We start from the raw sequence: 21,226 nt of genomic DNA, 5'->3' as shown, positions 1-21,226 counted from the left end.
GTGTCCCGGTCAGAAGCTCGACGGCTCAGGAGTTTGACGGTTTCGGCGCGAAAGTTTTGTTGAACATCCCCGGCAACGGAAGCCCTGCGCCAACGAGAGGCGTCGAACTGACGGGAGTCACCTGCGCGGCTTCCTGGTCCATTCCCATCGGCGCGGCCTTGGTGCAAACGCTCGCGACGTAAAGCTTCGTCGCCAATGGGCTTGATCCGCGCCGCGCGAACTTGTCGTAGGCGATCGATTGAACATTATCGATACCGGCAAGACCTAGACCGCCTTTGGCATCGATCGCCGCCATCTCATGGATGCACATTTTGCCCGGCTGGACGCACATGTTGAGGATGAGGTGGAACAGTTGCGGATCAACCGTCGCGAATTTCTTGACCGGAACGGCCTCGCTCGGACGTTCGAGGTCGAGATATTCCGTCCGCCCGAGAGCGCCGCCGTTGGAAGCCTTTGCGTCAGCCACCCACTTATCGAAGCCGGCGTCATCCACCGCCACGAAATCGAAGTACATCTTGGAGAAGCCATCGCCGCTGTAGTTGGCTGAAAAGCCCTTGAAGGTCCCTGGCTTGTTGATGACAGCGTGCAGCTGCGTCTGCATTCCGGGCATGGCATAGATCATGCCGGCAAGTGCCGGAACATAGAAGGCGTTCATGACCGACGACGACGAAATCTTGAAATCGATCGGGCGGCCGACCGGGGCCGCCATCTCGTTGACCGTCGCGATGCCCTGTTCCGGATAGATGAACAGCCACTTCCAATCGAGCGCAACGACTTCAACTTTCAATGGCTTCGTCGCTGCTGTCACGGGCTGGCCCGGAGCGGTACGGCTGATCGGCCGGTAAGGGTCGAGCATGTGTGTCGCCATCCACGTGACGGCGCCGAGGCAAATGATAATCAAAAGCGGAGCAGACCAAATGATCAACTCGAGATGGGTCGAGTGAGCCCAGTTGGGCTCGTAACGCGCTTCTGCATTCGATTCACGGAAATGCCAGCCGAACCAAACCGTCAGCGCCATCACCGGGATGATGATCAACAACATCAGCACGGTCGAAATGATCACGAGGTCTCGCTGCTGAATGGCAACGTCACCGGCGGGGTTTAAGACGATAGCGTTGCAGCCGCCCAGCAAGGCGAGAAGCGGCAGCAGTGCGAATAGGCGAAAATGTTTCAAAGCTTGTTCGCGTCCCATCGACAGAGCTTCCCCTAGTCTTCCGCTAAACGCGCTCAGGATGAAGCAAAATTGGACAATTTGCCCAACGCCAGTTGGCCGCAGGATGTCTCTGAGCCACCTAGCATACCAAGATATAGCTTTTATTGACGTCTGAACGGGTGTTGGGAAGTGCGCAAATTTACACCTGATTTGAGCGAATTGCGCCACCTTATTTCGTCTTTCGGCGAATCTCCCGCGTCAGGAACCGCGCCCCAAACTTTAGACCGCCCCAACATTGAGGGGAGTGGTGCCTTCGAGGATGCATCGGGGGCTCCTAGACCGACGTTCAGGTGAGCGTCGCCGCAAGGACCGAGAATGAAGCTGGATCAGCAGACCGGGAATTCATTGATCAAGGCGGCCATGAGCGAGCGGCGGGCGCCGGGAAAATACGATGTGTTCGCTTGGCGCGACGGCCGCGACGTTCTGGCAATCACGGTCGCGTGGAAATCTTTCACCAAGCGGTCCATTGCGTTGGAGAACGTGGCCCTTGGCGATGGGGAAGAAATTCAGACCAACGCCACCCCGCTTCCCAACGGCATCGATCGCAACATTGCCCGCTACATCGGATCTTTCCGGATCGACAAACGCTTTGAGCCGGACGAACCCTGATGCAAGTCGCACGACGGGAAGAGCTGTAGGCTCCGCCCGGAATCGGCGAGCTTCCGATCGATCTCGGACGTGACAAAGCGCTGCTCGCGGTCAGAGATCAATCCAACCCGCGAACAGCGCTTTGAGTTTCCGCCAGAAATCCGTGATTAAGCGAGCCGCCTGATATCAAGCGGGAGAAAGCTTACGCCGCCCGCGCCGACAGCCGCTTCAATTCGCTGATGAGCGCATCTGCCGTCATCTTCGCGGCATCGTCCTTGGCGGCGGCAAGTTCCGCCTCCGCCGTCTTGAGCTCAGCCGCGATCGTTGCCGCCGTAAGATCTTCGATGTCGTAAGCCTTCTCAGCAAGAACCGTCAGACGAGTCGGATCGACTTCGGCGAACCCAGACTTGACGAACAGGCGCTTGCGGACGCTGCCTGCCGTCACGTCGAGCACGCCGGGGCGAAGCGTCGAGATCACCGGCGCATGGCCGGAGAGCACAGCGAAATCACCGTCATAGCCCGGCACCACGACCTGCTCGGCATCGACGGACATCAACACCCGCTCGGGTGAGACGAGTTCAAACCTGAATGTGCCTGCCATGGTAATTTCCGACCCTTCGAAGGCATGAGACTTATTTTATGCTGGCGCTCTTATGCCTGCTTCGGTTCTTCTTCGCCGTCATCTTCGGCGCCGGCCTTGGCTCTCACTTCTTCCGGTGTCTGAAGCTTTGTGCCGCAGAACGGGCAGAAGAAGAGCGGATGATCGACGAGCCCCGGCTCGTCTTCCTCGAGATCGACGAGCCCGACGGTCATGTAGATGACCTCGTCCGGCCCGACGGTGATCAGGGGCTCGAAATCGCCGCCTTCGAGGGCCTCTTTAAGCTCCTCGCAGCAGCTACCAAACGTCTTCCCGGCTTCCGCCATGAATATCATCTCCTGGCGGCACTTTCGGGCGCATCCTCCGCCCGAATCCGCTTCGCCTCGTTATGCCGCTTCCGCGAGCTTCTCTGCCTTTGCGATCGCTTCTTCGATCGTGCCGACCATATAGAATGCCGGCTCCGGAAGGTGATCGTACGCACCGTCGCAGAGGCCCTTAAACGCTTTGATCGTGTCCGCGAGCGGAACAAGTTTGCCGGGCGAGCCGGTGAACACTTCCGCGACGTGGAACGGCTGAGACATGAAGCGCTCGATCTTACGGGCACGTGCGACCGTCAGCTTATCTTCTTCTGATAGCTCGTCCATGCCGAGAATCGCGATGATGTCCTGCAGCGACTTGTACTTCTGCAAAATCGCCTGAACCTTACGCGCGACGCCATAGTGCTCTTCGCCGACGACGCGCGGATCAAGCATACGCGACGTCGAGTCGAGCGGATCGACGGCCGGATAGATGCCCTTTTCCGCGATCGAGCGCGACAGAACCGTCGTCGCATCAAGATGCGCAAACGACGTGGCAGGTGCCGGGTCGGTCAAATCGTCGGCTGGCACGTAAATGGCCTGCACCGAGGTGATCGAGCCCTTCTGCGTCGTCGTAATGCGCTCCTGGAGCGCGCCCATGTCGGTCGCGAGAGTTGGCTGATAGCCGACGGCCGAAGGAATACGACCGAGAAGCGCCGACACTTCCGAGCCCGCCTGCGTAAAGCGGAAAATGTTGTCGACGAAGAACAGCACGTCCTGGCCCTGGTCGCGGAAGTGCTCGGCGACCGTCAGACCGGAAAGAGCGACGCGCGCGCGTGCGCCCGGCGGCTCGTTCATCTGACCGTAAACGAGCGCGCACTTGGAACCCGCGGCCGAACCGTTGTTCTTCTTCGGGTCCTTGTTCACGTTGGACTCGATCATTTCGTAATAGAGGTCGTTGCCTTCGCGCGTACGTTCGCCAACGCCCGCGAACACCGAGTAGCCGCCGTGCGCCTTGGCGACGTTGTTGATCAATTCCATGATCAAAACCGTCTTGCCGACGCCCGCGCCGCCGAACAGACCAATCTTGCCGCCCTTGGCATAAGGCGCGAGCAGATCGACGACCTTGATGCCCGTCACGAGAATCTGCGCTTCCGTCGCCTGATCTTCAAACGTCGGCGACGGCTGGTGGATGGCGCGCACAGTCTTCGCGCCGATCGGACCGGCTTCATCGACCGGCTCGCCAATGACGTTCATGATGCGCCCCAGCGTCTCGTCGCCGACGGGAACCGAAATCGGCGCCCCCAAATCCGTGACGGCCTGACCGCGAACCAGACCTTCCGTCGAGTCCATCGCGATTGTGCGCACGGTGTTCTCGCCGAGATGCTGCGCAACTTCCAAAACAAGACGATTGCCGTTGTTGCTCGTTTCGAGCGCGTTCAGAATTTCCGGCAGATTGCCGGGGAAATGCACGTCAACGACGGCACCCGTCACCTGGTGAATCTTCCCTACGTTTTTAGTCATTTTTATCTCCAACGGAATTGATCAGGCGACTGAGAGCGTCACCGGGATATTGTTGCGCGTCGCCTTGGAATAGGGGCACATCTGATGAGCGTCCTCGATCAGCGCCTGCAGTTTGTCTTTGTCGGCGCCGGGGATTGCCAGCGTGAGATGCGCTTTAAGACCGAAGCCCGATTCACTCTTATCGAGTTCGACTTCACAGGTAACCTTCGCGGCCTGACCATCCAGCCCGTGCTTCTTTGCGAGCGCGAGAACCGCCTGGCCGAAGCATGAAGACCAGCCGAGTGCGAAAAGCTGCTCGGGATTGTGGCCCTCGCCCGATCCGCCGAGATCCTTGGGCAGCGCCATCGCCAGGGCGAGCTTGCCGTCCTCGAGAACCGCACGGCCGTCCCGGCCACCCTTCGTCGTTGCACGCGTCACATAAGCCATGGACTACCTCCGGATCAGACCGCTTCCGCGCCTGAAATGATTTCGATCAGTTCCTTCGTGATGTTCGCTTGGCGCTGGCGGTTGTACTTGATCGTCAGCTTATTGATCATGTCACCGGCGTTGCGCGTGGCGTTGTCCATCGCCGTCATCTGCGCGCCGTAGAACGAAGCCGAGTTTTCAAGCAGCCCGCGGAAAACCTGCGTCGAGATATTCCGCGACAGCAGGAAGCTCAAGACCTCCTCTTCGCTCGGCTCGTATTCGTGAACGGCCCCGGCACCCTTGGCGGCTTCCGGCGTCGTCTCATTGACCGTCGCCGGAATGAGCTGCAGCGCCGTCGGCTTCTGAGCGATCACCGATTTGAACTCGGAGAAGTAGAGCGTCGCGATGTCGAACTCACCTGCCTCAAACATTTCGAGGATACGCTTCGCGACACCTTCCGCATGCACGAACGTCAGCTGACGCACGCCCTGGAAGTCGCGGCGCTCCACGATATTCCGGCCCAGGTCGCGACGAAGGTTATCTGCGCCTTTGCGGCCGACCGTCAGGATCTTCACCGTCTTGCCGGCGGCGATCAGACGGTTGGCATCCGCACGCGCCAGCTTCGCGATATTCGAATTGAAGCCGCCACAGAGACCGCGCTCAGCCGTCATGACGATCATGAGGTGAACTTGATCCTTACCGGTCCCGACCAGAAGCGGCGAAGCCCCATTCTTGTCGGCAACCTTCGAAGCAAGGCTTCCGAGCACCGCTGCCATCCGCTCGGCGTACGGCCGGGCGGCTGTGGCTGCTTCTTGCGCCCGGCGCAGCTTTGCCGCCGCAACCATCTGCATGGCCTTCGTAATCTTCCGCGTCGCCTTCACTGAGGCGATGCGGTTGCGCATATCTTTTAAGCTCGCCATCGGGCGTTCTCCTCAAGGAACCCGATTAAGCTGCAAAACCCTTGGCAAACTTGTCGAGGAACTCGACCAGTTTCTTCTCAGAGTCGCCCGACAAGGCTTTCTCCTTGGCGATCGTGTCGAGCAGCGTCTTCTCCGCGCGAAGTCCGGCGAGAATACCTTGCTCGAACTTGCCGACCGCCGAGACCGGAATGCTATCGAGATAACCGCGCGTACCCGCGAAGATCACCGCAACCTGCTCTTCCATCTTGAGCGGCGAGAACTGCGGCTGCTTCAAAAGCTCGGTCAGGCGCGCGCCACGTGCGAGCAGCTTCTGCGTCGCGGCGTCGAGGTCCGAGCCGAACTGCGCGAAGGCCGCCATTTCGCGATACTGAGCCAGCTCGCCTTTGATCTTACCGGCAACCTGCTTCATCGCCTTCGTCTGCGCCGACGATCCGACGCGCGACACCGAAAGGCCGACGTTCACGGCCGGACGAATGCCCTGATAGAACAGGTCCGATTCAAGGAAGATCTGGCCGTCGGTGATCGAAATAACGTTCGTGGGAATGAACGCCGACACGTCGTTGCCCTGCGTTTCGATGACCGGAAGCGCTGTCAGCGAGCCATTGCCCGCAGCGTCGCCGAGTTTCGCGGCGCGCTCAAGCAGACGAGAATGAAGATAGAAGACGTCGCCCGGATAGGCTTCGCGGCCCGGCGGGCGGCGCAACAGAAGCGACATCTGACGATAAGCGACGGCCTGCTTCGAGAGATCGTCATAGGCGATCACGGCGTGCATGCCGTTGTCGCGGAAGTATTCGCCCATTGTGCAGCCCGTGAACGGCGCGAGGTACTGCATCGGAGCCGGATCGGACGCGGTAGCCGCGACGACGATGGAATACTCAAGAGCGCCGCGTTCTTCCAGAACCTTTACGAACTGCGCGACTGTCGAACGCTTCTGACCGACGGCGACGTAGACGCAATAAAGCTTCGCGTTCTCGTCGGTGCCGGCATTGAGCGGCTTCTGATTGAGGAAGGTGTCGAGAATGACCGCCGTCTTACCCGTCTGGCGGTCGCCGATCACGAGTTCGCGCTGACCGCGGCCGATCGGAATGAGCGAGTCGATGGCCTTGAGACCCGTTGCCATCGGCTCATGCACCGACTTGCGCGGCAGGATGCCCGGCGCCTTGACGTCGACGCGCATTTTCTTGTCCGACTTGATCGGACCCTTACCGTCGATCGGGTTGCCGAGACCGTCGACAACGCGTCCGAGCAGACCCTTGCCGACCGGAACTTCGACGATGGCGCCCGTACGCTTGACGGTGTCGCCTTCTTTAATCGTGCGGTCGTCGCCGAAAATAACGACGCCGACGTTATCGGCTTCGAGGTTCAGCGCCATCCCGCGAATGCCGCCCGGAAACTCGACCATCTCGCCAGCCTGGACGTTGTCGAGACCGTAAACGCGCGCGATGCCGTCGCCAACCGACAGCACCTGACCGATTTCGGAAACCTCGGCTTCCTTGCCGAAGTTTTTGATCTGATCCTTGAGGATCGAAGAAATTTCTGCGGCCCGGATTTCCATTGAGACCTCTTCCCTGGTCGTTTCCATTTATCGGAGCCTGATCCGGCCCCGTATTTTAATGTGTTAAGCGCGAACCTCGCCGTAGCGCCGCCCGGTCCGATGACCGTCAGCGAAACCGCTAGGCCTTAGGCCCCGGCTCCGCTCAGCGCCGTCTTCATGTTTTGAAGCTTGGTCTTGAGCGAGGAGTCTATCATGCGGCTGCCGACTTTCACGATCAGGCCGCCGAGAATGCTTGGATCGATGCGCGACTGAAGCGTCACATCCTTGCCGACCGACGCCTTGAGCGTCTCTTTCAGCGACGCGACTTGCTCGTCGTTGAGCGCGAACGCGCTCGTCACTTCCGCCGTGATCTCGCCGCGCGCCTTGGCTGCAAGCGAACGATAGACCTTGATCATGTCCTGAATGACGAACAGACGTCGATTGGCCGCCACGAGCTTCAGGAAGTTGGCGGTGAGACCGCCGATACCCGCCTTTTCGAGAAGGACGGCAATAGCCCTCGCCTGATCGTCTGCCGCGATCACCGGGCTGCGCACCAAACGCACGAGATCCGGACTTTCATCCAGAAGCGCCTGAAAATTCACGAGATCGCTCTCTGTGGTTTCGACTGCTGAATTCTCGTTTGCGAGATCGAACAGAGCCGACGCATAACGTCCGGCGACCCCATCAACGCTTGTATTGTCCGTCGCCACGTCGCTCTCACCTCGCGCATCAGGGCGCATAGAGGGCGGGGCACGAAAGAGGCCCTAAAATGCGCCCGCTCCAAGGAAAGGCCTTTGACAAAAAAAGAGCGAACGGGGCCGAAACCCACCAGCCGCCCCCTTCCAAAGCCGGGCTGTCCTTAACATGCACTCCCGAAGGCTTCAACCGTGCGCCAAGAGGGCGCGTTGCCGCATTACAATGTCGCACCGAGCCCAAATTTCAGGCCTTTACGGCTCTTTTCGCTCGGGCACGGTCCACAAACCATGAACGAAGGTCTCAGGCGTCGTTCAAATTGCGTTCAGCCTCGACTTGCTAAACAGCAATCAAGATGCGGAGCGCCGCCAGGCCCACTTGCAAGTTTACCGTCCCTGCACTTCACGTCCCAGAACTCCAGGCCCGCTTCGGCGGGCCTATTTTTTTTTCGACCCACTTAATTCAGAGCGCGTCCCGCATGATGATCGGGAAACGCCAGGGCAGGACGAACACCAGATCGAACCCGATCTCATGCTCCTGATATTGCGGATTGCGCGCAAGCCAGAGATCGGCCGCACGCCGCACCCGCCGACGCATCGTCAGCGTGATGGCGTCTTCCGCGTCTTCGGTGCGCTGGCGCTTCTTCACTTCGATGAAGGCCACGCGGTTCCTCCGGATCGCGATCAGATCGATTTCGCCGACGGGCGTCTTGAAGCGCCGCCCGAGAATTCGGTGCCCCGTCGCCATATAGACGGCCGCGACGATCGTTTCGGCCGTGTGCCCGCTACGTTGCCGCCGCCGCCGCTCGACGCGCTGTCGCAATTCATCGTTGACGTTTGAATTCATCGCTGCCCGTCTTTCGCCTTCAGGCCAAGCCCGTAAACCCGTGCCTTCGGAACTCCGAATTCGTCCGCAAGGGCCTTCGCGGCATCCTTGAGGCTCATAACCTCCAGAGCAGCCGCCAGACGCGCCGTCAGCATCTCGTCGCTAACCGCTTGCGCCTGCTCCGGCCCGACCACAATGACGACCTCGCCTTTAAGGCCGTCCTCCGGTATTGCCTCGACGAGTTCTCCCAGGCTGCCACGCACGATCTCCTCGTGGAGCTTCGTCAATTCCCGCGCCACGACCGCCTGCCGGCTGCCAAGCAAACTCGCCATGTCCGAAATCGTCTCCGCGACACGATGCGGCGCTTCGTAGAATACGAGACTTCCCGGAATTGCCGACAATTCCGCGAGCTTTGCACGCCGCGCCGCTTGCTTGGGCGGCAAAAAGCCGGCGAAAAAGAAAGCGTCGGTCGGCAGACCGCTGGTCGTCAGCGCCGACAAAAGCGCCGACGCGCCCGGAATGGCAAAAACCGGAATTCCCTCGGCCGCCGCCGCCCTTACGAGCTTGAATCCCGGGTCGGACAGAAGCGGCGTTCCAGCATCCGATATGATTGCGATGCGCTTGTCCGATTTGAGTTCGACAATGACGCGCTCGCTTTCGCGGTCCTCGTTGTGGTCGTGGAACGGCCGCGTCCTGGTCGCGATGGCGTAATGCTGGAGAAGCCGTGCGGAATGCCGCGTATCTTCGCAATATATGATGTCGGCGCGCGCCAGCACCGAAAGCGCCCGAAGCGTAATATCACCGAGATTGCCGATCGGCGTTGCAACCAGATAGAGCCCCGGAGCCAACGGCGCGGACAACAGCGCCGCGATCGCGGCTTCCGCTCGCGATGCCGGACCGAGAGCCGGCGCTTGCGATGGGGGCGTTTCTGCTGAAAAGGATGTGTGGTCGTCGGACACGCGGATCGTCTCATTCCCGGGGGTGCAGGCAGCACTACCCTTATCAACCCGGGACGGCCGCCGAAAGCTTTCGCGACGAGATCTGCGTTGAGACGGCCTAAGCCGCGATCGCGGCGCCGATCGGCATCAGCGACGGCGAAGGGGTGACGCCGAGCGTATGGACGGTCGCGCGACGGCGGCGACCACCCATATCCATCACGGCCGACAATTCGTCGACCAACGACGTCAGGGCATATTGCGCCAGATCAAGCTGCTGGGTTGCAGAGGCATGGCAGCGAGTCGCCTCTTCGGCGCGCGAAGCCGCCCCCATGACGATATCGGAAAGATACGTCCACTGCTCTGCGATCGACAGACGGCGGGGCTCGCTCCGCTTCGGCAATTCCCTTTGCGCCGGCTCGTCCGCGAAAGCCCACAGAACGAATTGGCGTGCAATTGCCAGCCCCCGCGCAATTGCGACGGAAACTCCGACAACGAGCATGTTCGGTGTATCTGCCATAAACGCAAGAATCCGGTGGATAGATTAGAGATTGATTAAAATTGCAGTGATTTGGCCAAAGTTACAAGTAAAGCCCCAATCGCTTTTCATTTATTTTTTGAATTCGAATAAAATCGGCGAGATATCGCCGCAAAATACCGGAGCGAATCAATAAATCAGAAAATGAGCTGGCCAAAAAAGGTAACGGCGCCGAATCAATATGAAACGGCACCGTCTTAAATCGCTCACGCGGCATGAGCCGAATCCGACAAATATCTCTAATCGAATATCACCCGCCGGATATCGTCCGCCGTCGCCCCTTCGTCCCGAAGCGCGCGAAGTCCCATGTCCTGGTTCGATTTCGAAAGCTTCCGCCCGTTCGACCAGCGGATGACGCGATGGTGCGAATAGACGGGCTCGGGCAAATCCAAAAGCTCTTGCAGGAGCCGTTGCAGATCGGTCGCCGCCAACAGGTCCTGGCCGCGCGTCACATGCGTCACGCCTTGCCGCGCATCGTCAACGACAACGGAAAGATGATAGCTCGCCGGAACCTCTTTGCGCACGATCACCGCATCGCCCCAAAGCTGCGGATCGGCCGTGACGGTCTTTTGTCCGCCGTCATCATCGACCTCGATGAACGTCAATGGCTTGCTGCCGCGCTTCGTTTTCAAGGCTTGCAGCGCGCCGTCCATATTGAGGCGGAGCGCCGGATTTTCTCCCGCCGCCATGCGTTGGCCGACAGCTTCCGCCGAAGCGCCGCGCCAAATACCGGAATAGAGCGGGACACCGTCGGGGTCCATCTTCGCCGGATCGGCGGCCTCCGCGATTTCTTTTCGTGTCGCGAAGCACGGATAAAGCAAGCCCATCGCGATGAGCCGATCGGCCGCCGCGAGATAATCCGAGAAATGCTCCGATTGCACGAGCACCGGTTCTTCCCAATTCAGTCCAAGCCAATTGAGATCTTCAAAGATGGCTGTCACGAATTCAGGACGGCGGCGCTCGAGATCGATGTCTTCGATGCGCAACAGAAAGCGGCCGCCGTTGCGGCGCGCCGTATCGTGGGCGATGATGGCGGAAAGCGCATGACCAACGTGCAAAAGACCATTGGGCGAAGGCGCGAAACGAGTGACGGACGACATCACTCGCTATGGCTCATGCGGCTTGCGTCAACGACGCGATTACAGGCAACGCACTCTCTGGTCCGATAACTCATGGCTTTGACTATGACCCAACTGTTGACGAAATCCACGGCGGCGATCGCAGGACCGCACGACATTACGACGCGCTCACCGGCGCATATTTTTGCCGCGCCAAGAGACGGGCGGCAGATCAAAAGGTTTCGACAATCCCCGATCCCGAATTTGTCAGATCAAGCGATGGCGAAAGCGTGACAACCGACAATGCCGCGACGAACCTACGCGCTATCAAAATTGCAGAGCAGCAACATCCGAAATCATGAGAGCGATCAAAAGCGCCACCAATAAAATTCCAGCAATCCGTGTCATTTTCTATGCCCTCCTTTAGAAGGAGCGAGGTTGAACGATAAGATCCGTCGCGAAATAAACAAGACAAGGCACTCGGAGGGCAACGAGTTTGGCTCGTCGGCAACATGCGACAGTGACGACCGAACGCCAACTCAAGGCGGCAGCTTTAATGCTTGCCGGGCAATGCAAGATTATGTCGCGCATATTGAAGCGCACGGCCCTTCCGTCACTGAGAGATTTTCCCGCCGATTTCTCCGGGCTGGCAAAAATCGTTGTCGGTCAACAACTCTCCACTCAAAGCGCCAACGCGATATGGGCGCGCGTCGCAGGCGCACTTTTTCCATTTACACCGGAAGCGATGCGAGATGCGAGCGACAACGATCTCAAGCTTCTCGGACTTTCGAACGGCAAGATCCGAACGCTCCGCGCTCTGTCCCGCGCCGTCATTGAAGACGGCCTCGACTTTGAACAGCTCAACACCGCCGACGATCACATTATCGTCGAGCGGTTGACGGCGATCTACGGCATCGGCCCCTGGACGGCGGACATCTATCTTTTGTTCGCGTTGGCCCGCCGCGACGCGTTCGCTCCGGGCGACCTCGCGCTGCAACTCGCGGCTCAACACCATTTCAGGCTCGAACGCCGCCCGACGGCCGACGAACTCGTGCGTATCGCCGAACGCTGGCGGCCTGCTCGCGCCGTCGCCGCACAGCTCTTATGGGCCGATTACGCCGTCGCACGCCGCGCTCTTCTGGGGAAAGCCAAAAAGCCGATTATCGCAAAATCCAGCAAGACACTGAAATAAATAGGCAAACTCAGTTCTGCGACAGATCGGGCCGGATGCTTCACAGAACTGATACGCGCGGCTAGTATCCCGGCGTCCAAGTGGGGCCAACACGCGATTCGACGGATCGAAAACCCGCGAGGTTTGCGCGACTGTGAATGCTCACGTGACAATACCGGACAATTGTCCGGCTCTCGTACTGAACGCCGACTTCCGGCCGCTCAGCTACTATCCGCTGTCTCTATGGAGCTGGCAGGACACGGTGAAGGCGGTCTTTCTCGACCGCGTGAATATCGTTTCCGAATACGAACGATATGTTCGAAGCCCGTCGTTCGAGCTGAAGCTGCCGAGCGTCGTTTCGCTGAAGACATATGTGAAGCCGGCGCTTTATCCGGCTTTCACACGGTTCAACGTCTTCCTGCGCGACCGTTTCTCCTGTCAGTACTGCGGGGACAAGAGCGACCTGACATTCGATCATCTCATTCCGAGGTCGCGTGGCGGCCAGACGCGATGGGATAACGTCGTCACGGCCTGTGCCCCGTGCAATCTGAAGAAGGGCGGACTGATGCCGCGTGCGGCCGGAATGTTCCCGGCGCACGAGCCCTATCGGCCGACCGTCTTCGAACTGCATCGCAACGGACGGCTCTTCCCGCCGAACTACCTGCACGAAAGCTGGCTCGACTATCTCTATTGGGATACCGAACTCGAACCGTAGCAGGTCGGCAACGGCTCAGGCGGCCCGTTTGATCGGGTGCGCGCAAAGCTCGGCTGCAACGAGATCGACAACGCGTTCCCAATGCGCCTCCGATTCGGATTGCAAACCGAACGCGATGAGAGCATCGCCCGGCGAACCGCCGTCACGAAAGATCCTCGCGCACTGTTCGCGGCTTACCGCAACGGCCTGATGCCACTGAACGGGGCTCAAGTGATCTGGAACCGAGGGGGTCATTTATCGCACTCCGCTAAACCGATAATCCTGGAACGATTTCCGACGCTTCCGCGTTTCCAACGCTGGCGGCAGACACACAGAGCGCTGTGACATCACTACGCGAGACTTTGTCACATGATGTCTCGATTGAGGGCTAACTCGAATCACGCTCCGTGCGTCTGCCAGCTCGTTGGAAAGCCGATGCTCTCCGAAATCCTTTTTATCCAACGCCCTACAAAACCGACACGCACGTGAACACGACCGTTACGCAAACCTCGGAGACCTACCGCGCCTTCGCGAGGGCCGCCGCGATGATGACATTCCGCACCACATCGCTCGCCACGTCTCCAACCGTTCGCCAGTCCGAATCCTCCGCAACCGCATTCTCCGTTGAACCGCGACTGCGATCCTCTTGAGAGGTGCGGGCGAACCGCAAAGACATACGCATTGACGAGTTTGTCGACGCAGTTCGCCTAAGCTTTTCAAACGCCCCGGACAGAACGTCTTTCGGACTCTGTCCGCACTCAGACTCAACGCTACGCAACCCAAACGCAACAACGCCACGCGTACTCAAAGACGGGGCGGACTGGCCCGTCGACAATGAACTGCTGTCACTCGTCCCAAGCATCGCACTCGAAAAACCCAACGCACACACCACGAGAAGGCTCCCAACGCTTGAGCGATATCCACGCAATCCACATCGACTAGCTTGTGTGTTCCGCGAACGAAGCAAGAATAGCCGTCACATTCGGGCAACGCGAAGGCGCGATTCTGGCTTACCGGTGATATTCGCCGACCTCGCGCCTTGACAGTATCAAGGACGCAACAAATTCAACGTTTTCGCGCGCATAGAGAATTGTGGACAAGCGCCGAAGCGGTGCGGAGCCGCAAACTCGCCGTTAAGCCGTCCGGCTTCGGGCCCAGGCGGCGAACGCCGCAGCGAAGGACATCGCCATCAGCATCGCCGACGCGACGACATTCCAGCCGGCGAACGAGATGCCAAGGAAACGTAACGACGCCTCGTCGCACTTGATGACCTTGATGTGCTGAATGTCATTCAGGAGGTTCCCCGCCGACGACGTCAGGGATTCTCCGCCTCCGCACGTTGTCGGACCGGGCCAGAATTTCCACTCGGCCCCGGCGTGATAGACGCCGAGCCCAGTGTTTGCCAGGAACGCCAGAGCAACGATGAAAAACAATACCGACGCGAACCGTCGATGGCCGCCCGCGGTAAGGACTAACGCAATGAAAAGAAGCGGAATTCCCGCGTAATACGCGTACCGCTCAAGCAGGCAGAGCATGCACGGCACATAGCCGCCAATGTATTGAAAGCCGAGCGCCGTCAGTATCGTGAACATCGCGAAAAAAAGCGCGAGCGCACCGAACTGGTAATCCGATCCCCGCCCCGACCGTTCCGCAAACGCCATGACCACGACCCACGCTAGAAGATGTATTTGATAAGGACAAAACCGCCGATCAGCAGCACGAGGAATATTGCCATCACCAGCCCCAGCCGCTTCTCGATGAAAGCGCGGATCGGCTCGCCGAAGAAATATAGGAGACCTGCCACCAGATAGAAGCGCATCGCGCGGGCAATGATACTGGCGCCGATGAAGGCCAGAAGGTTCATCTTCCCGACGCCAGCAGCAATCGTCACGACCTTGTACGGGATCGGCGTCATGCCTTTGATGATGACGGCAGGCACCCCGTATTCCTGTACGAACGTAATGAAGCTGTCGAGCGCGTGCTCACGCCCATAGAATTTCAGGATCGGCAGACCGACTGCGTCATAAAGAAAGTAGCCGATGGCGTAACCAAGGATGCCGCCAAGGACCGACGCCACCGTTGCGATGGTTGCGTACCACCAGGCTTTCTGCCGGTTGCTGAGCACCATCGGGATGAGCATGATGTCGGGCGGGATCGGAAAGAACGAGCTTTCGACGAACGAGACCACGGCAAGCGCCCACGGCGCCTCCTTGCTGGCCGCCGTTCGCATTGTCCAATCGTAAAGTCCCCTCAGCATCCGCGCTGATTAAACGGCGGCTCGGAGCTTGTCTATGCGGCCCACGGGTTGAAAGCTGTTTGAAAGTTCTGCAACAACAGCGTTCAGCACCAGGCGACCATGCGGCGTAACCCGGATGCGGCCAGGAGCGGAACCAGATGGAGGCGGCGACCGGGCGTCCGGGGGCAACCCCGGTCCGGCGCAGGCCACGATCTCATCGAGTTCATTCTGCCGCCAGTTTCCGCCTGAGGCCAGGGGAGCCGGAACGGCGGCCTGCAGCAGCCCGAGACCGGTAAGCTCCTCAATCGCCGCGGCACTTGGGCAAACACCACCAAGCTCGGCTAGGCGGGCAAGGTCCACGCCTTCCGCGAGCCGCAGTCCCATCAGCAGCAGTTCGTCCGCCTGCTCGGCTTGCGCAAGCCCGGTCAATTCGACGAAGCCGTTGCCGTCAGCTTCGACCCGCCCCACCCAGGCTTCCGGATTGCGCTCCGCGACCGTCGCTTCACGCGAACCATCGGCAACGATGCGCCCATGCGCGCCCGGCCCGATCCCAGCATATTCGCCATAACGCCAGTAGAGCAGATTGTGCCGGCTTTCGGAGCCGGGCCGCGCGTAGTTCGAAACCTCGTACGCCGCGAGACCGCGCGCCGCCGTCATCTCTTCGGTGAGCTCGTAAAGCGTGCTCGCATCGTAATCGTCCGGAATTACGAGCTTCCCAGCGGCGTGAAGCGCCGCGTAGGGCGTGTCGGGCTCGATGGTGAGCTGGTAAAGCGAAAGATGATCGCCCGCGAGGTCAAGCGCCTCGGCAAGCTCGCGCCGCCATCCGTCCGCCGTCTGCCCCGGCCGCGCATAGATGAGGTCAAACGAAAATCGATCGAATGTCGCGCGTGCAACGCCAAGCGCCGCCTTCGCTTCTTGAACGGTATGGATGCGCCCGAGCTTGCGAAGTTCCTCATCGCGCAACGACTGCACACCGATCGAAACGCGATTGATGCCCGCATCGCGAAATCCACGAAAGCGCGCAGCTTCGACACTTCCTGGATTGGCTTCGAGCGTGATCTCGGCGTCGTGTGCGATGCCCCAACGCTTCGCGATATGTTCGATAATCGCGCCGACCGTTGAAGGCTGCATCAACGACGGTGTACCGCCGCCGAAAAACACGCTTGTCGCGACGCGCGATCCGATGCGGTCCGTCACCCAATCGATCTCGCGCTTGTAAGCAGACAGGAAGCGCTCTTCGTCCCAACCCTTGTGGCGCACGTGACTGTTGAAGTCGCAATAAGGGCACTTCTGCGCGCAGAACGGCCAATGGACGTAAACGCCGAACGTGGTGTTGCCGTCAATCATGATCGCTCGCGGCCAGCAGCGCCTTGGCCAATAGCCGCCACGCAGGCTCGTCGTTCGCTGGCAAATTGGCAAGCTGCCAACCCAGCGCTTCAAGAAAAGTATCGAGCGTCTCGGCTTTCCAGTCTTCGCGATGCGCGACGAGATCCGCTTTGAGACGATCGACGAACGCAGCAGCCTCCGCCCGCGTCGAAAGACTCGCCGCCGCAGCGGAAAGCGCCGCAACATCTCTCCCAACATTCGCCGGTGCCGCCGTTGGCGCGATGCCATCAAGCATCGCAACCTTAAACGCCGCGAAGGCGCGCGTCCGATGTGAGTTCGCGTACTTCTCGGCTGGCTCCATTTCCCCGTAGGTTCGAGTTTCGCCGTCCGGCACGAACATCGGATCGTAGCCAAAGCCGTTACCGCCGCGCGGCGGCCAGACGAGATGGCCGAACACCTTGCCTTCGAAAATCTCCACGTCGCCGCCGGGCGATGCGAGGCACAATACCGAGATGAAATTCGCTCGCGGGCCGCCCGCGATCCAACCGTTGCGCGCGGTGATCTCGCCGGCGACCGTGTGCATCGCCAGACCGAAATCCTTGCCCGGCCCCGCCCAGCGCGCCGAATAGATTCCAGGCGCCCCGTCGAGGCATTCGACTTCGAGACCGGAATCATCCGCAAGCGCCTGCAAGCCTGAACCCTCCGCCGCCGCGACGGCCTTCAACCGCGCGTTCCCCGCAAACGTCGTCTCGGTCTCTTCAGGCTCGGCAAGCGCCACCTCGCCCGCCGAAACCGCGTCGAGCCCGTAAGGCTGGATGAGCTGATTGATCTCCCACACCTTGCCGGGGTTGTGGCTCGCGACGACGAGCTTCATGCCTTTCGCGAGTTTCATCGCGCCATCCCCCAGATGCGCGGCTCCGCGAATTCGAGACAATTGCCCGCCGGATCACGGAAATAGATCGATCGGCCGCCGCCCGGCCATTCGAAATCGGCTTCTATCGGAACACCAAGTGCTGAGAGCCGCACCCGCCAAGCCGCGATATCGTCGGCCGTCGCGCGAAAGCAGATATGCCCTTCGCCGTCCGCGCCGTGTGGCGGCACCGGCAGCGCACCAGCAACGGGCGGAAGGCGAGTAACGGCCGGATTGAAAATCAAAAGCATCTGCGGTCCATAGCGATAGAAGATGTGCCGTCCGGCGACGGCGGCAAAAGGTTTAAGCCCAAGCACGCGGCCATAGAAATCTTCGATGGCCACAAGGTCGTCGGCATAGAGAACCGTTTCAAGGACACCGAGCGGCGCTGGCGGCGAATTCAGATCGACGCCCATAGGAACAGTCCCAGGCTGAAAGCTCCGAGCGCGCTCCGGACGCCGTGCAGCATACCCCATCGTTCGATGAGCGCCCGCGTCTCTTCGTTTGCGCGCTCGATAGGCGTTTCTTCCAGTATCCGGTTCACCGGCAGAATTGCAAAAATCGTGAACGGCCAATTCGCGAGCAGCGCGGCCCCGCCCGCGAGCCAGATCACCTTGCCGGTCACCAGCCATTCGAGCGTGCCGAGAATGAAACCAATCACCGCGAGCGACGCCTGCATCGTGAACCCGCGCGAATAGCTTGGCTTCCATTCCGCGAGCATCGCACGATCATCGAGAGAAAGCCGCGCCGGTTGTTCCGCCCAATTGATATAGATCGCCGCGCCCGTGAAGAGCGCGGCGACGGCAAGGGCGAAAGGTCCGAACATGGCCAGAATCCTTCAAGCGGCCTTTGAACCGGCTTAGGCGACCGTCAGCTTCTGGAGCTGAACGAGTTCGCCGATCCCCTTCTTGGCAAGCCCCATCAGCTCGGCGAACTTCTCTTCCGTGAACGGCGTGGTCTCTGCCGTTCCCTGAATCTCGACGATGCCGCCGGACCCGGTCATCACGAAATTGGAATCCGTGTCCGCGTTGCTGTCCTCGGCATAATCGAGGTCAAGCACGGCTTCGCCTTTGTAGAGCCCGCACGAAACGGCCGCCACGTGATCGCGGAGGACATTGTCCTTCACCATATCGCGCATTTTCATCCATTGGATGCAATCGTGCAGAGCCACCCACGCGCCGGTGATGGACGCCGTGCGCGTGCCGCCGTCAGCCTGAATGACGTCGCAGTCGACGGTAATCTGGCGTTCGCCGAGCTTCGTCAGATCGACGACGGCACGAAGCGCTCGGCCCACCAAGCGCTGAATTTCCTGCGTCCGGCCCGACGGATGACCACTCGTCACCTCACGGCGGGTGCGGTCGTGCGTCGACCGCGGCAGCATTGAATATTCGGCCGTGACCCAGCCCCGACCCTGTCCCTTGAGCCACTGCGGGAGACGCTCTTCCAAGCTCGCCGTGCAAAGAACATGGGTATCGCCGAATTTGATGAGGCAAGAGCCCTCGGCATATTTGGAAACGGCGCGCTCGATCGAGACACGGCGCAACTCGTCTGGCTTGCGTTTGGAAGGTCGCATGGGTTCCCTGAATTGTTGGTATTGCGGCCGCGACCCTAATGAAGGGCCCCCCGGCCTTCAACCGGAAACCTTTTTATCGGAAATAAGGGGGGTGCGACCGGCCGAGCGGCGCTACAATGTTTGACGTAGGGTCCCGTCATTCATAGATTCCCCCCGTGAACATAGAAGAGCAAATGGTGGTGGCGCCCCTCCTGGACGGCAAAACCCAGCTGCAAAAGCTTAACGAGCGGTCGCGGACCATCCTCCGGCGTATCGTCGAGAGCTATCTGGCAACGGGCGAACCGGTCGGATCGCGCAATCTGTCGCGCGCCCTGCCGATTGCCCTTTCGCCCGCGTCGATCCGCAACGTCATGTCGGATCTGGAGCAACTCGGCCTCATCGTTGCACCACACACGTCTGCGGGCCGCCTGCCGACCCAGCTCGGACTGAGGCTATTCGTCGACGGCCTTCTGGAAGTCGGCGACATTACGCCCGAAGAACGCCGCCAGATCGAAGCCCAGGTCGCCTTCCGGCGCGAGAGGTCGGTCGATCAGCTCCTGACCGAAGCCGGCGAGATGATGTCGGGCCTTTCCCATTGCGCCGGTGTCGTGCTGGCCGAGAAGCAGGTCGCGCGCTTGCGGCACATCGAGTTCGTGCCGCTGGAGCCCGGACGCGGCCTCGTGATCCTCGTCGACGAAGACCAGAACGTCGAAAACCGCATTATCAACTTGCCGGATGGGCTGCCGCCGTCTGCCCTGCAAGAGGCGTCCAACTATCTCAATACCCATCTGCGCGGCATGACGCTCGCCGAGGCCAAGGCCGAACTCGAAAAGTCGCTCGGCGCCGCCAAGGCCGAGCTTGACCAACTGACGCAGAAGGTGATCACAGCGGGTCTCGCCGAATGGTCCGGCGTCACCGACGATCGCAAGAGCCTGATCGTGCGCGGCCAGAGCAATCTGCTGAAAGACGTAACCGCTGCCGACGACCTTGAACGCATCCGTCAGCTCTTCGAAGCTTTTGAGTCGAAGCAGGATATCGTCGAATTGCTGGGTGCGTCCGACTCCGCTGAAGGTGTCCGCATCTTCATCGGCTCGGAAAACAAGCTGTTCTCGCTGTCGGGATCATCGTTGATCGTTGCCCCATTCCGGGACCAGACCCGCCATGTCGTCGGCGTTCTTGGCGTTATCGGTCCGACCCGGCTCAATTATGCCCGCATCATCCCGATGGTGGATTACACCGCCAAGCTCATAAGCCGGTTGATCGGCTAAAGTTTGCCGCAGGATACTCAACGGACCGTCTGACGCCCCGCAGCCGAACCGCCTTGATTTTTACGGCTTCGCAGCCGATACCCCGGGACCCGGATTTTTTGCATAGCTATTCCAGCGAAGAGAAAAATGAGCGACGACAAGAAGCCCATCGACGAAACCGTTCAGCCGTCCGCGGCAACGCCCCCTGAAACGGGCGACGTCAGCCCTGACCAGCTAAAAGCCATGATCGCCGCGCTTCAAGGCGACCTGGAGAAGAAAACGGCCGAAGTCGCCGCCAAGCAGGACCAATTCCTGCGCGCCGTCGCGGAGACGGAAAATGTCCGCCGCCGCCTCGAAAAGGAAAAGGAAGAGACCGCGAAGTACGCGATCACCCGGTTCGCCAAGGACATTCTATCGGTCGGCGACAATTTCCAGCGCGCCATAGCCGCCGTTCCGAAGGACGCCGTCGAGACCGATCCGGCGCTCAAAACCCTGCTCGAAGGCGTCACCCTCGCCGAACGCGACTTCAAGACCGCCCTCGAACGCCACGGCGTCCATGCGATCGATCCCTCGGGCCAGCCATTCAATCCCCACCATCATCAGGCGGTCATGGAGCAGGAGAATCCCAGCGTCCCTGCCGGGACGGTGCTTCAGGTCTATCAGGTCGGCTATATGATCGACGACCGCAATCTGCGCCCGGCGATGGTCGTCGTTTCGCGCGGCGGCGGTCCGAAAACCGCAGCAGCCGATGACACGGGCCCCGAAGATATTGGCGAGGAGTTGCCGCCTCCCTCAGCCTGATTGGGGAGAACGAGGCGACCCTGCGACGTCGTTACCGGGCGTTAGGACTTTGCGGACAGGAAAGGCTTGAAAGCGTGATCCCGCGAGAGTGAAGCGCTTCAACTGCTGAAAAAAACTTGCAAATCGATGCGCTGAGTCAACGCGGGTGGACCGGCTTTCACG

Annotated in this window: 25 protein-coding genes; 5 read left to right on the top strand and 20 right to left on the bottom strand. The window is 60.1% G+C overall.

Going from position 1 to position 21,226, the window contains the following annotated elements; all coding sequences use genetic code 11:
* Positions 1-25: 25 nt before the first annotated feature.
* Positions 26-1,174 (bottom strand): ubiquinol oxidase subunit II, encoded by a 1,149-nt coding sequence (cyoA, locus tag WC811_RS13135; protein ID WP_372645780.1) that lies wholly within the window; start codon positions 1,172-1,174, stop codon positions 26-28.
* A gap of 354 nt (positions 1,175-1,528) precedes the next feature.
* On the opposite strand from cyoA, the gene WC811_RS13130 reads away from it, so the two are divergent.
* Positions 1,529-1,822 (top strand): hypothetical protein, encoded by a 294-nt coding sequence (locus tag WC811_RS13130; RefSeq protein WP_372645239.1) that lies wholly within the window; start codon positions 1,529-1,531, stop codon positions 1,820-1,822.
* Between the two features lie 181 nt (positions 1,823-2,003).
* On the opposite strand, the gene WC811_RS13125 is transcribed toward WC811_RS13130, so the two are convergent.
* From WC811_RS13125 to gluQRS, 11 genes are all read right to left on the bottom strand, one after another.
* Entirely contained in the window at positions 2,004-2,402 is a 399-nt protein-coding gene (locus WC811_RS13125; protein ID WP_372645237.1) for a F0F1 ATP synthase subunit epsilon, read from the bottom strand.
* Positions 2,403-2,452: 50 nt separating this feature from the next.
* Positions 2,453-2,725 (bottom strand): hypothetical protein, encoded by a 273-nt coding sequence (locus WC811_RS13120; protein WP_372645235.1) that lies wholly within the window; start codon positions 2,723-2,725, stop codon positions 2,453-2,455.
* Between the two features lie 60 nt (positions 2,726-2,785).
* Positions 2,786-4,219, bottom strand: coding sequence for a F0F1 ATP synthase subunit beta (atpD, locus tag WC811_RS13115; protein ID WP_372645233.1), 1,434 nt, complete (start codon positions 4,217-4,219; stop codon positions 2,786-2,788).
* 21 nt (positions 4,220-4,240) lie between these two features.
* On the bottom strand, positions 4,241-4,645 hold the full coding sequence (locus WC811_RS13110; protein ID WP_372645231.1) for an organic hydroperoxide resistance protein: 405 nt from the start codon (positions 4,643-4,645) through the stop codon (positions 4,241-4,243).
* A 14-nt stretch (positions 4,646-4,659) separates the two neighbouring features.
* Entirely contained in the window at positions 4,660-5,544 is an 885-nt protein-coding gene (locus WC811_RS13105; protein ID WP_372645228.1) for a F0F1 ATP synthase subunit gamma, read from the bottom strand.
* Positions 5,545-5,569: 25 nt separating this feature from the next.
* Complete coding sequence (atpA, locus tag WC811_RS13100) at positions 5,570-7,099, bottom strand: F0F1 ATP synthase subunit alpha (RefSeq protein ID WP_372645226.1); 1,530 nt, start codon at positions 7,097-7,099, stop codon at positions 5,570-5,572.
* A 125-nt stretch (positions 7,100-7,224) separates the two neighbouring features.
* Complete coding sequence (locus WC811_RS13095; RefSeq protein WP_372645224.1) at positions 7,225-7,788, bottom strand: F0F1 ATP synthase subunit delta; 564 nt, start codon at positions 7,786-7,788, stop codon at positions 7,225-7,227.
* Between the two features lie 445 nt (positions 7,789-8,233).
* Positions 8,234-8,617: a YraN family protein gene (locus tag WC811_RS13090; RefSeq protein ID WP_372645222.1), complete on the bottom strand. Its 384-nt coding sequence runs from the start codon at positions 8,615-8,617 to the stop codon at positions 8,234-8,236.
* Entirely contained in the window at positions 8,614-9,555 is a 942-nt protein-coding gene (gene rsmI, locus WC811_RS13085) for a 16S rRNA (cytidine(1402)-2'-O)-methyltransferase (RefSeq protein ID WP_372645220.1), read from the bottom strand. The genes WC811_RS13090 and rsmI overlap by 4 nt, the downstream gene beginning before the upstream one ends.
* Positions 9,556-9,652: 97 nt before the next feature.
* Complete coding sequence (locus WC811_RS13080) at positions 9,653-10,051, bottom strand: hypothetical protein (RefSeq protein WP_372645218.1); 399 nt, start codon at positions 10,049-10,051, stop codon at positions 9,653-9,655.
* Positions 10,052-10,308: 257 nt separating this feature from the next.
* Positions 10,309-11,169, bottom strand: coding sequence for a tRNA glutamyl-Q(34) synthetase GluQRS (gluQRS, locus tag WC811_RS13075; RefSeq protein WP_372645216.1), 861 nt, complete (start codon positions 11,167-11,169; stop codon positions 10,309-10,311).
* 454 nt (positions 11,170-11,623) lie between these two features.
* Here gluQRS and WC811_RS13070 point away from each other — a divergent pair, with 454 nt between their 5' ends.
* Both WC811_RS13070 and WC811_RS13065 read left to right on the top strand, forming a co-directional pair.
* Positions 11,624-12,319, top strand: a complete 696-nt coding sequence (locus tag WC811_RS13070) for a DNA-3-methyladenine glycosylase (RefSeq protein ID WP_372645214.1) — start codon at positions 11,624-11,626, stop codon at positions 12,317-12,319.
* 133 nt (positions 12,320-12,452) lie between these two features.
* Positions 12,453-13,013, top strand: coding sequence for an HNH endonuclease (locus WC811_RS13065; protein ID WP_372645212.1), 561 nt, complete (start codon positions 12,453-12,455; stop codon positions 13,011-13,013).
* A gap of 15 nt (positions 13,014-13,028) precedes the next feature.
* Here WC811_RS13065 and WC811_RS13060 read toward each other — a convergent pair whose 3' ends face one another.
* The 8 genes from WC811_RS13060 to rph form a co-directional block, all read right to left on the bottom strand.
* On the bottom strand, positions 13,029-13,247 hold the full coding sequence (locus tag WC811_RS13060; protein WP_372645210.1) for a hypothetical protein: 219 nt from the start codon (positions 13,245-13,247) through the stop codon (positions 13,029-13,031).
* A gap of 878 nt (positions 13,248-14,125) precedes the next feature.
* Entirely contained in the window at positions 14,126-14,653 is a 528-nt protein-coding gene (locus WC811_RS13055; RefSeq protein ID WP_372645205.1) for a disulfide bond formation protein B, read from the bottom strand.
* Between the two features lie 14 nt (positions 14,654-14,667).
* The gene (locus tag WC811_RS13050; RefSeq protein ID WP_372645203.1) at positions 14,668-15,249 is read right to left on the bottom strand and encodes a YqaA family protein; all 582 of its coding nucleotides are present in this window, start codon (positions 15,247-15,249) and stop codon (positions 14,668-14,670) included.
* Between the two features lie 9 nt (positions 15,250-15,258).
* Entirely contained in the window at positions 15,259-16,575 is a 1,317-nt protein-coding gene (gene hemW, locus WC811_RS13045) for a radical SAM family heme chaperone HemW (protein ID WP_372645201.1), read from the bottom strand.
* A complete protein-coding gene (locus tag WC811_RS13040) occupies positions 16,568-17,446 on the bottom strand; it encodes a non-canonical purine NTP pyrophosphatase (RefSeq protein WP_372645199.1) in 879 nt (292 codons plus the stop codon). Before WC811_RS13040 ends, hemW begins: the two co-directional genes overlap by 8 nt.
* Positions 17,443-17,880 carry a VOC family protein gene (locus WC811_RS13035; protein ID WP_372645197.1) on the bottom strand — a complete coding sequence of 146 codons (438 nt, stop codon included), beginning with the start codon at positions 17,878-17,880 and terminating at the stop codon, positions 17,443-17,445. The genes WC811_RS13040 and WC811_RS13035 overlap by 4 nt, the downstream gene beginning before the upstream one ends.
* Positions 17,865-18,290, bottom strand: coding sequence for a DUF1772 domain-containing protein (locus WC811_RS13030; RefSeq protein WP_372645195.1), 426 nt, complete (start codon positions 18,288-18,290; stop codon positions 17,865-17,867). The genes WC811_RS13035 and WC811_RS13030 overlap by 16 nt, the downstream gene beginning before the upstream one ends.
* Positions 18,291-18,323: 33 nt before the next feature.
* The gene (rph, locus tag WC811_RS13025; protein WP_372645193.1) at positions 18,324-19,037 is read right to left on the bottom strand and encodes a ribonuclease PH; all 714 of its coding nucleotides are present in this window, start codon (positions 19,035-19,037) and stop codon (positions 18,324-18,326) included.
* Positions 19,038-19,210: 173 nt separating this feature from the next.
* On the opposite strand from rph, the gene hrcA reads away from it, so the two are divergent.
* Together hrcA and grpE are read left to right on the top strand one after the other, a co-directional pair.
* On the top strand, positions 19,211-20,284 hold the full coding sequence (gene hrcA / locus WC811_RS13020) for a heat-inducible transcriptional repressor HrcA (protein ID WP_372645778.1): 1,074 nt from the start codon (positions 19,211-19,213) through the stop codon (positions 20,282-20,284).
* 126 nt (positions 20,285-20,410) lie between these two features.
* Positions 20,411-21,064 carry a nucleotide exchange factor GrpE gene (grpE, locus tag WC811_RS13015; protein ID WP_372645191.1) on the top strand — a complete coding sequence of 218 codons (654 nt, stop codon included), beginning with the start codon at positions 20,411-20,413 and terminating at the stop codon, positions 21,062-21,064.
* Positions 21,065-21,226 lie beyond the last annotated feature (162 nt).

The sequence above is a fragment of the Hyphomicrobium sp. genome (genome assembly GCF_041659645.1).
Taxonomy (GTDB): domain Bacteria; phylum Pseudomonadota; class Alphaproteobacteria; order Rhizobiales; family Hyphomicrobiaceae; genus Hyphomicrobium_B.
Note: the sequence above shows the minus strand (reverse complement) of the source record. Positions and strands in the feature narration are given on the sequence as shown.

Excerpts from the sequence above, each read along its gene's own strand:
- WC811_RS13130 (WP_372645239.1), top strand. The coding sequence starts at position 1,529 with ATGAAGCTGGATCAGCAGACCGGGAATTCATTGATCAAGGCGGCCATG.
- hrcA (WP_372645778.1), top strand. The coding sequence starts at position 19,211 with ATGGTGGTGGCGCCCCTCCTGGACGGCAAAACCCAGCTGCAAAAGCTT.
- WC811_RS13060 (WP_372645210.1), bottom strand. The coding sequence starts at position 13,247 with ATGACCCCCTCGGTTCCAGATCACTTGAGCCCCGTTCAGTGGCATCAG.
- rph (WP_372645193.1), bottom strand. The coding sequence starts at position 19,037 with ATGCGACCTTCCAAACGCAAGCCAGACGAGTTGCGCCGTGTCTCGATC.
- WC811_RS13035 (WP_372645197.1), bottom strand. The coding sequence starts at position 17,880 with ATGGGCGTCGATCTGAATTCGCCGCCAGCGCCGCTCGGTGTCCTTGAA.
- WC811_RS13125 (WP_372645237.1), bottom strand. The coding sequence starts at position 2,402 with ATGGCAGGCACATTCAGGTTTGAACTCGTCTCACCCGAGCGGGTGTTG.
- WC811_RS13030 (WP_372645195.1), bottom strand. The coding sequence starts at position 18,290 with ATGTTCGGACCTTTCGCCCTTGCCGTCGCCGCGCTCTTCACGGGCGCG.
- WC811_RS13055 (WP_372645205.1), bottom strand. The coding sequence starts at position 14,653 with ATGGCGTTTGCGGAACGGTCGGGGCGGGGATCGGATTACCAGTTCGGT.
- WC811_RS13090 (WP_372645222.1), bottom strand. The coding sequence starts at position 8,617 with ATGAATTCAAACGTCAACGATGAATTGCGACAGCGCGTCGAGCGGCGG.
- WC811_RS13120 (WP_372645235.1), bottom strand. The coding sequence starts at position 2,725 with ATGGCGGAAGCCGGGAAGACGTTTGGTAGCTGCTGCGAGGAGCTTAAA.
- WC811_RS13050 (WP_372645203.1), bottom strand. The coding sequence starts at position 15,249 with ATGCTGAGGGGACTTTACGATTGGACAATGCGAACGGCGGCCAGCAAG.
- WC811_RS13110 (WP_372645231.1), bottom strand. The coding sequence starts at position 4,645 with ATGGCTTATGTGACGCGTGCAACGACGAAGGGTGGCCGGGACGGCCGT.
- WC811_RS13105 (WP_372645228.1), bottom strand. The coding sequence starts at position 5,544 with ATGGCGAGCTTAAAAGATATGCGCAACCGCATCGCCTCAGTGAAGGCG.
- gluQRS (WP_372645216.1), bottom strand. The coding sequence starts at position 11,169 with ATGTCGTCCGTCACTCGTTTCGCGCCTTCGCCCAATGGTCTTTTGCAC.
- hemW (WP_372645201.1), bottom strand. The coding sequence starts at position 16,575 with ATGATTGACGGCAACACCACGTTCGGCGTTTACGTCCATTGGCCGTTC.
- atpA (WP_372645226.1), bottom strand. The coding sequence starts at position 7,099 with ATGGAAATCCGGGCCGCAGAAATTTCTTCGATCCTCAAGGATCAGATC.
- atpD (WP_372645233.1), bottom strand. The coding sequence starts at position 4,219 with ATGACTAAAAACGTAGGGAAGATTCACCAGGTGACGGGTGCCGTCGTT.
- WC811_RS13080 (WP_372645218.1), bottom strand. The coding sequence starts at position 10,051 with ATGGCAGATACACCGAACATGCTCGTTGTCGGAGTTTCCGTCGCAATT.
- grpE (WP_372645191.1), top strand. The coding sequence starts at position 20,411 with ATGAGCGACGACAAGAAGCCCATCGACGAAACCGTTCAGCCGTCCGCG.
- WC811_RS13040 (WP_372645199.1), bottom strand. The coding sequence starts at position 17,446 with ATGAAACTCGCGAAAGGCATGAAGCTCGTCGTCGCGAGCCACAACCCC.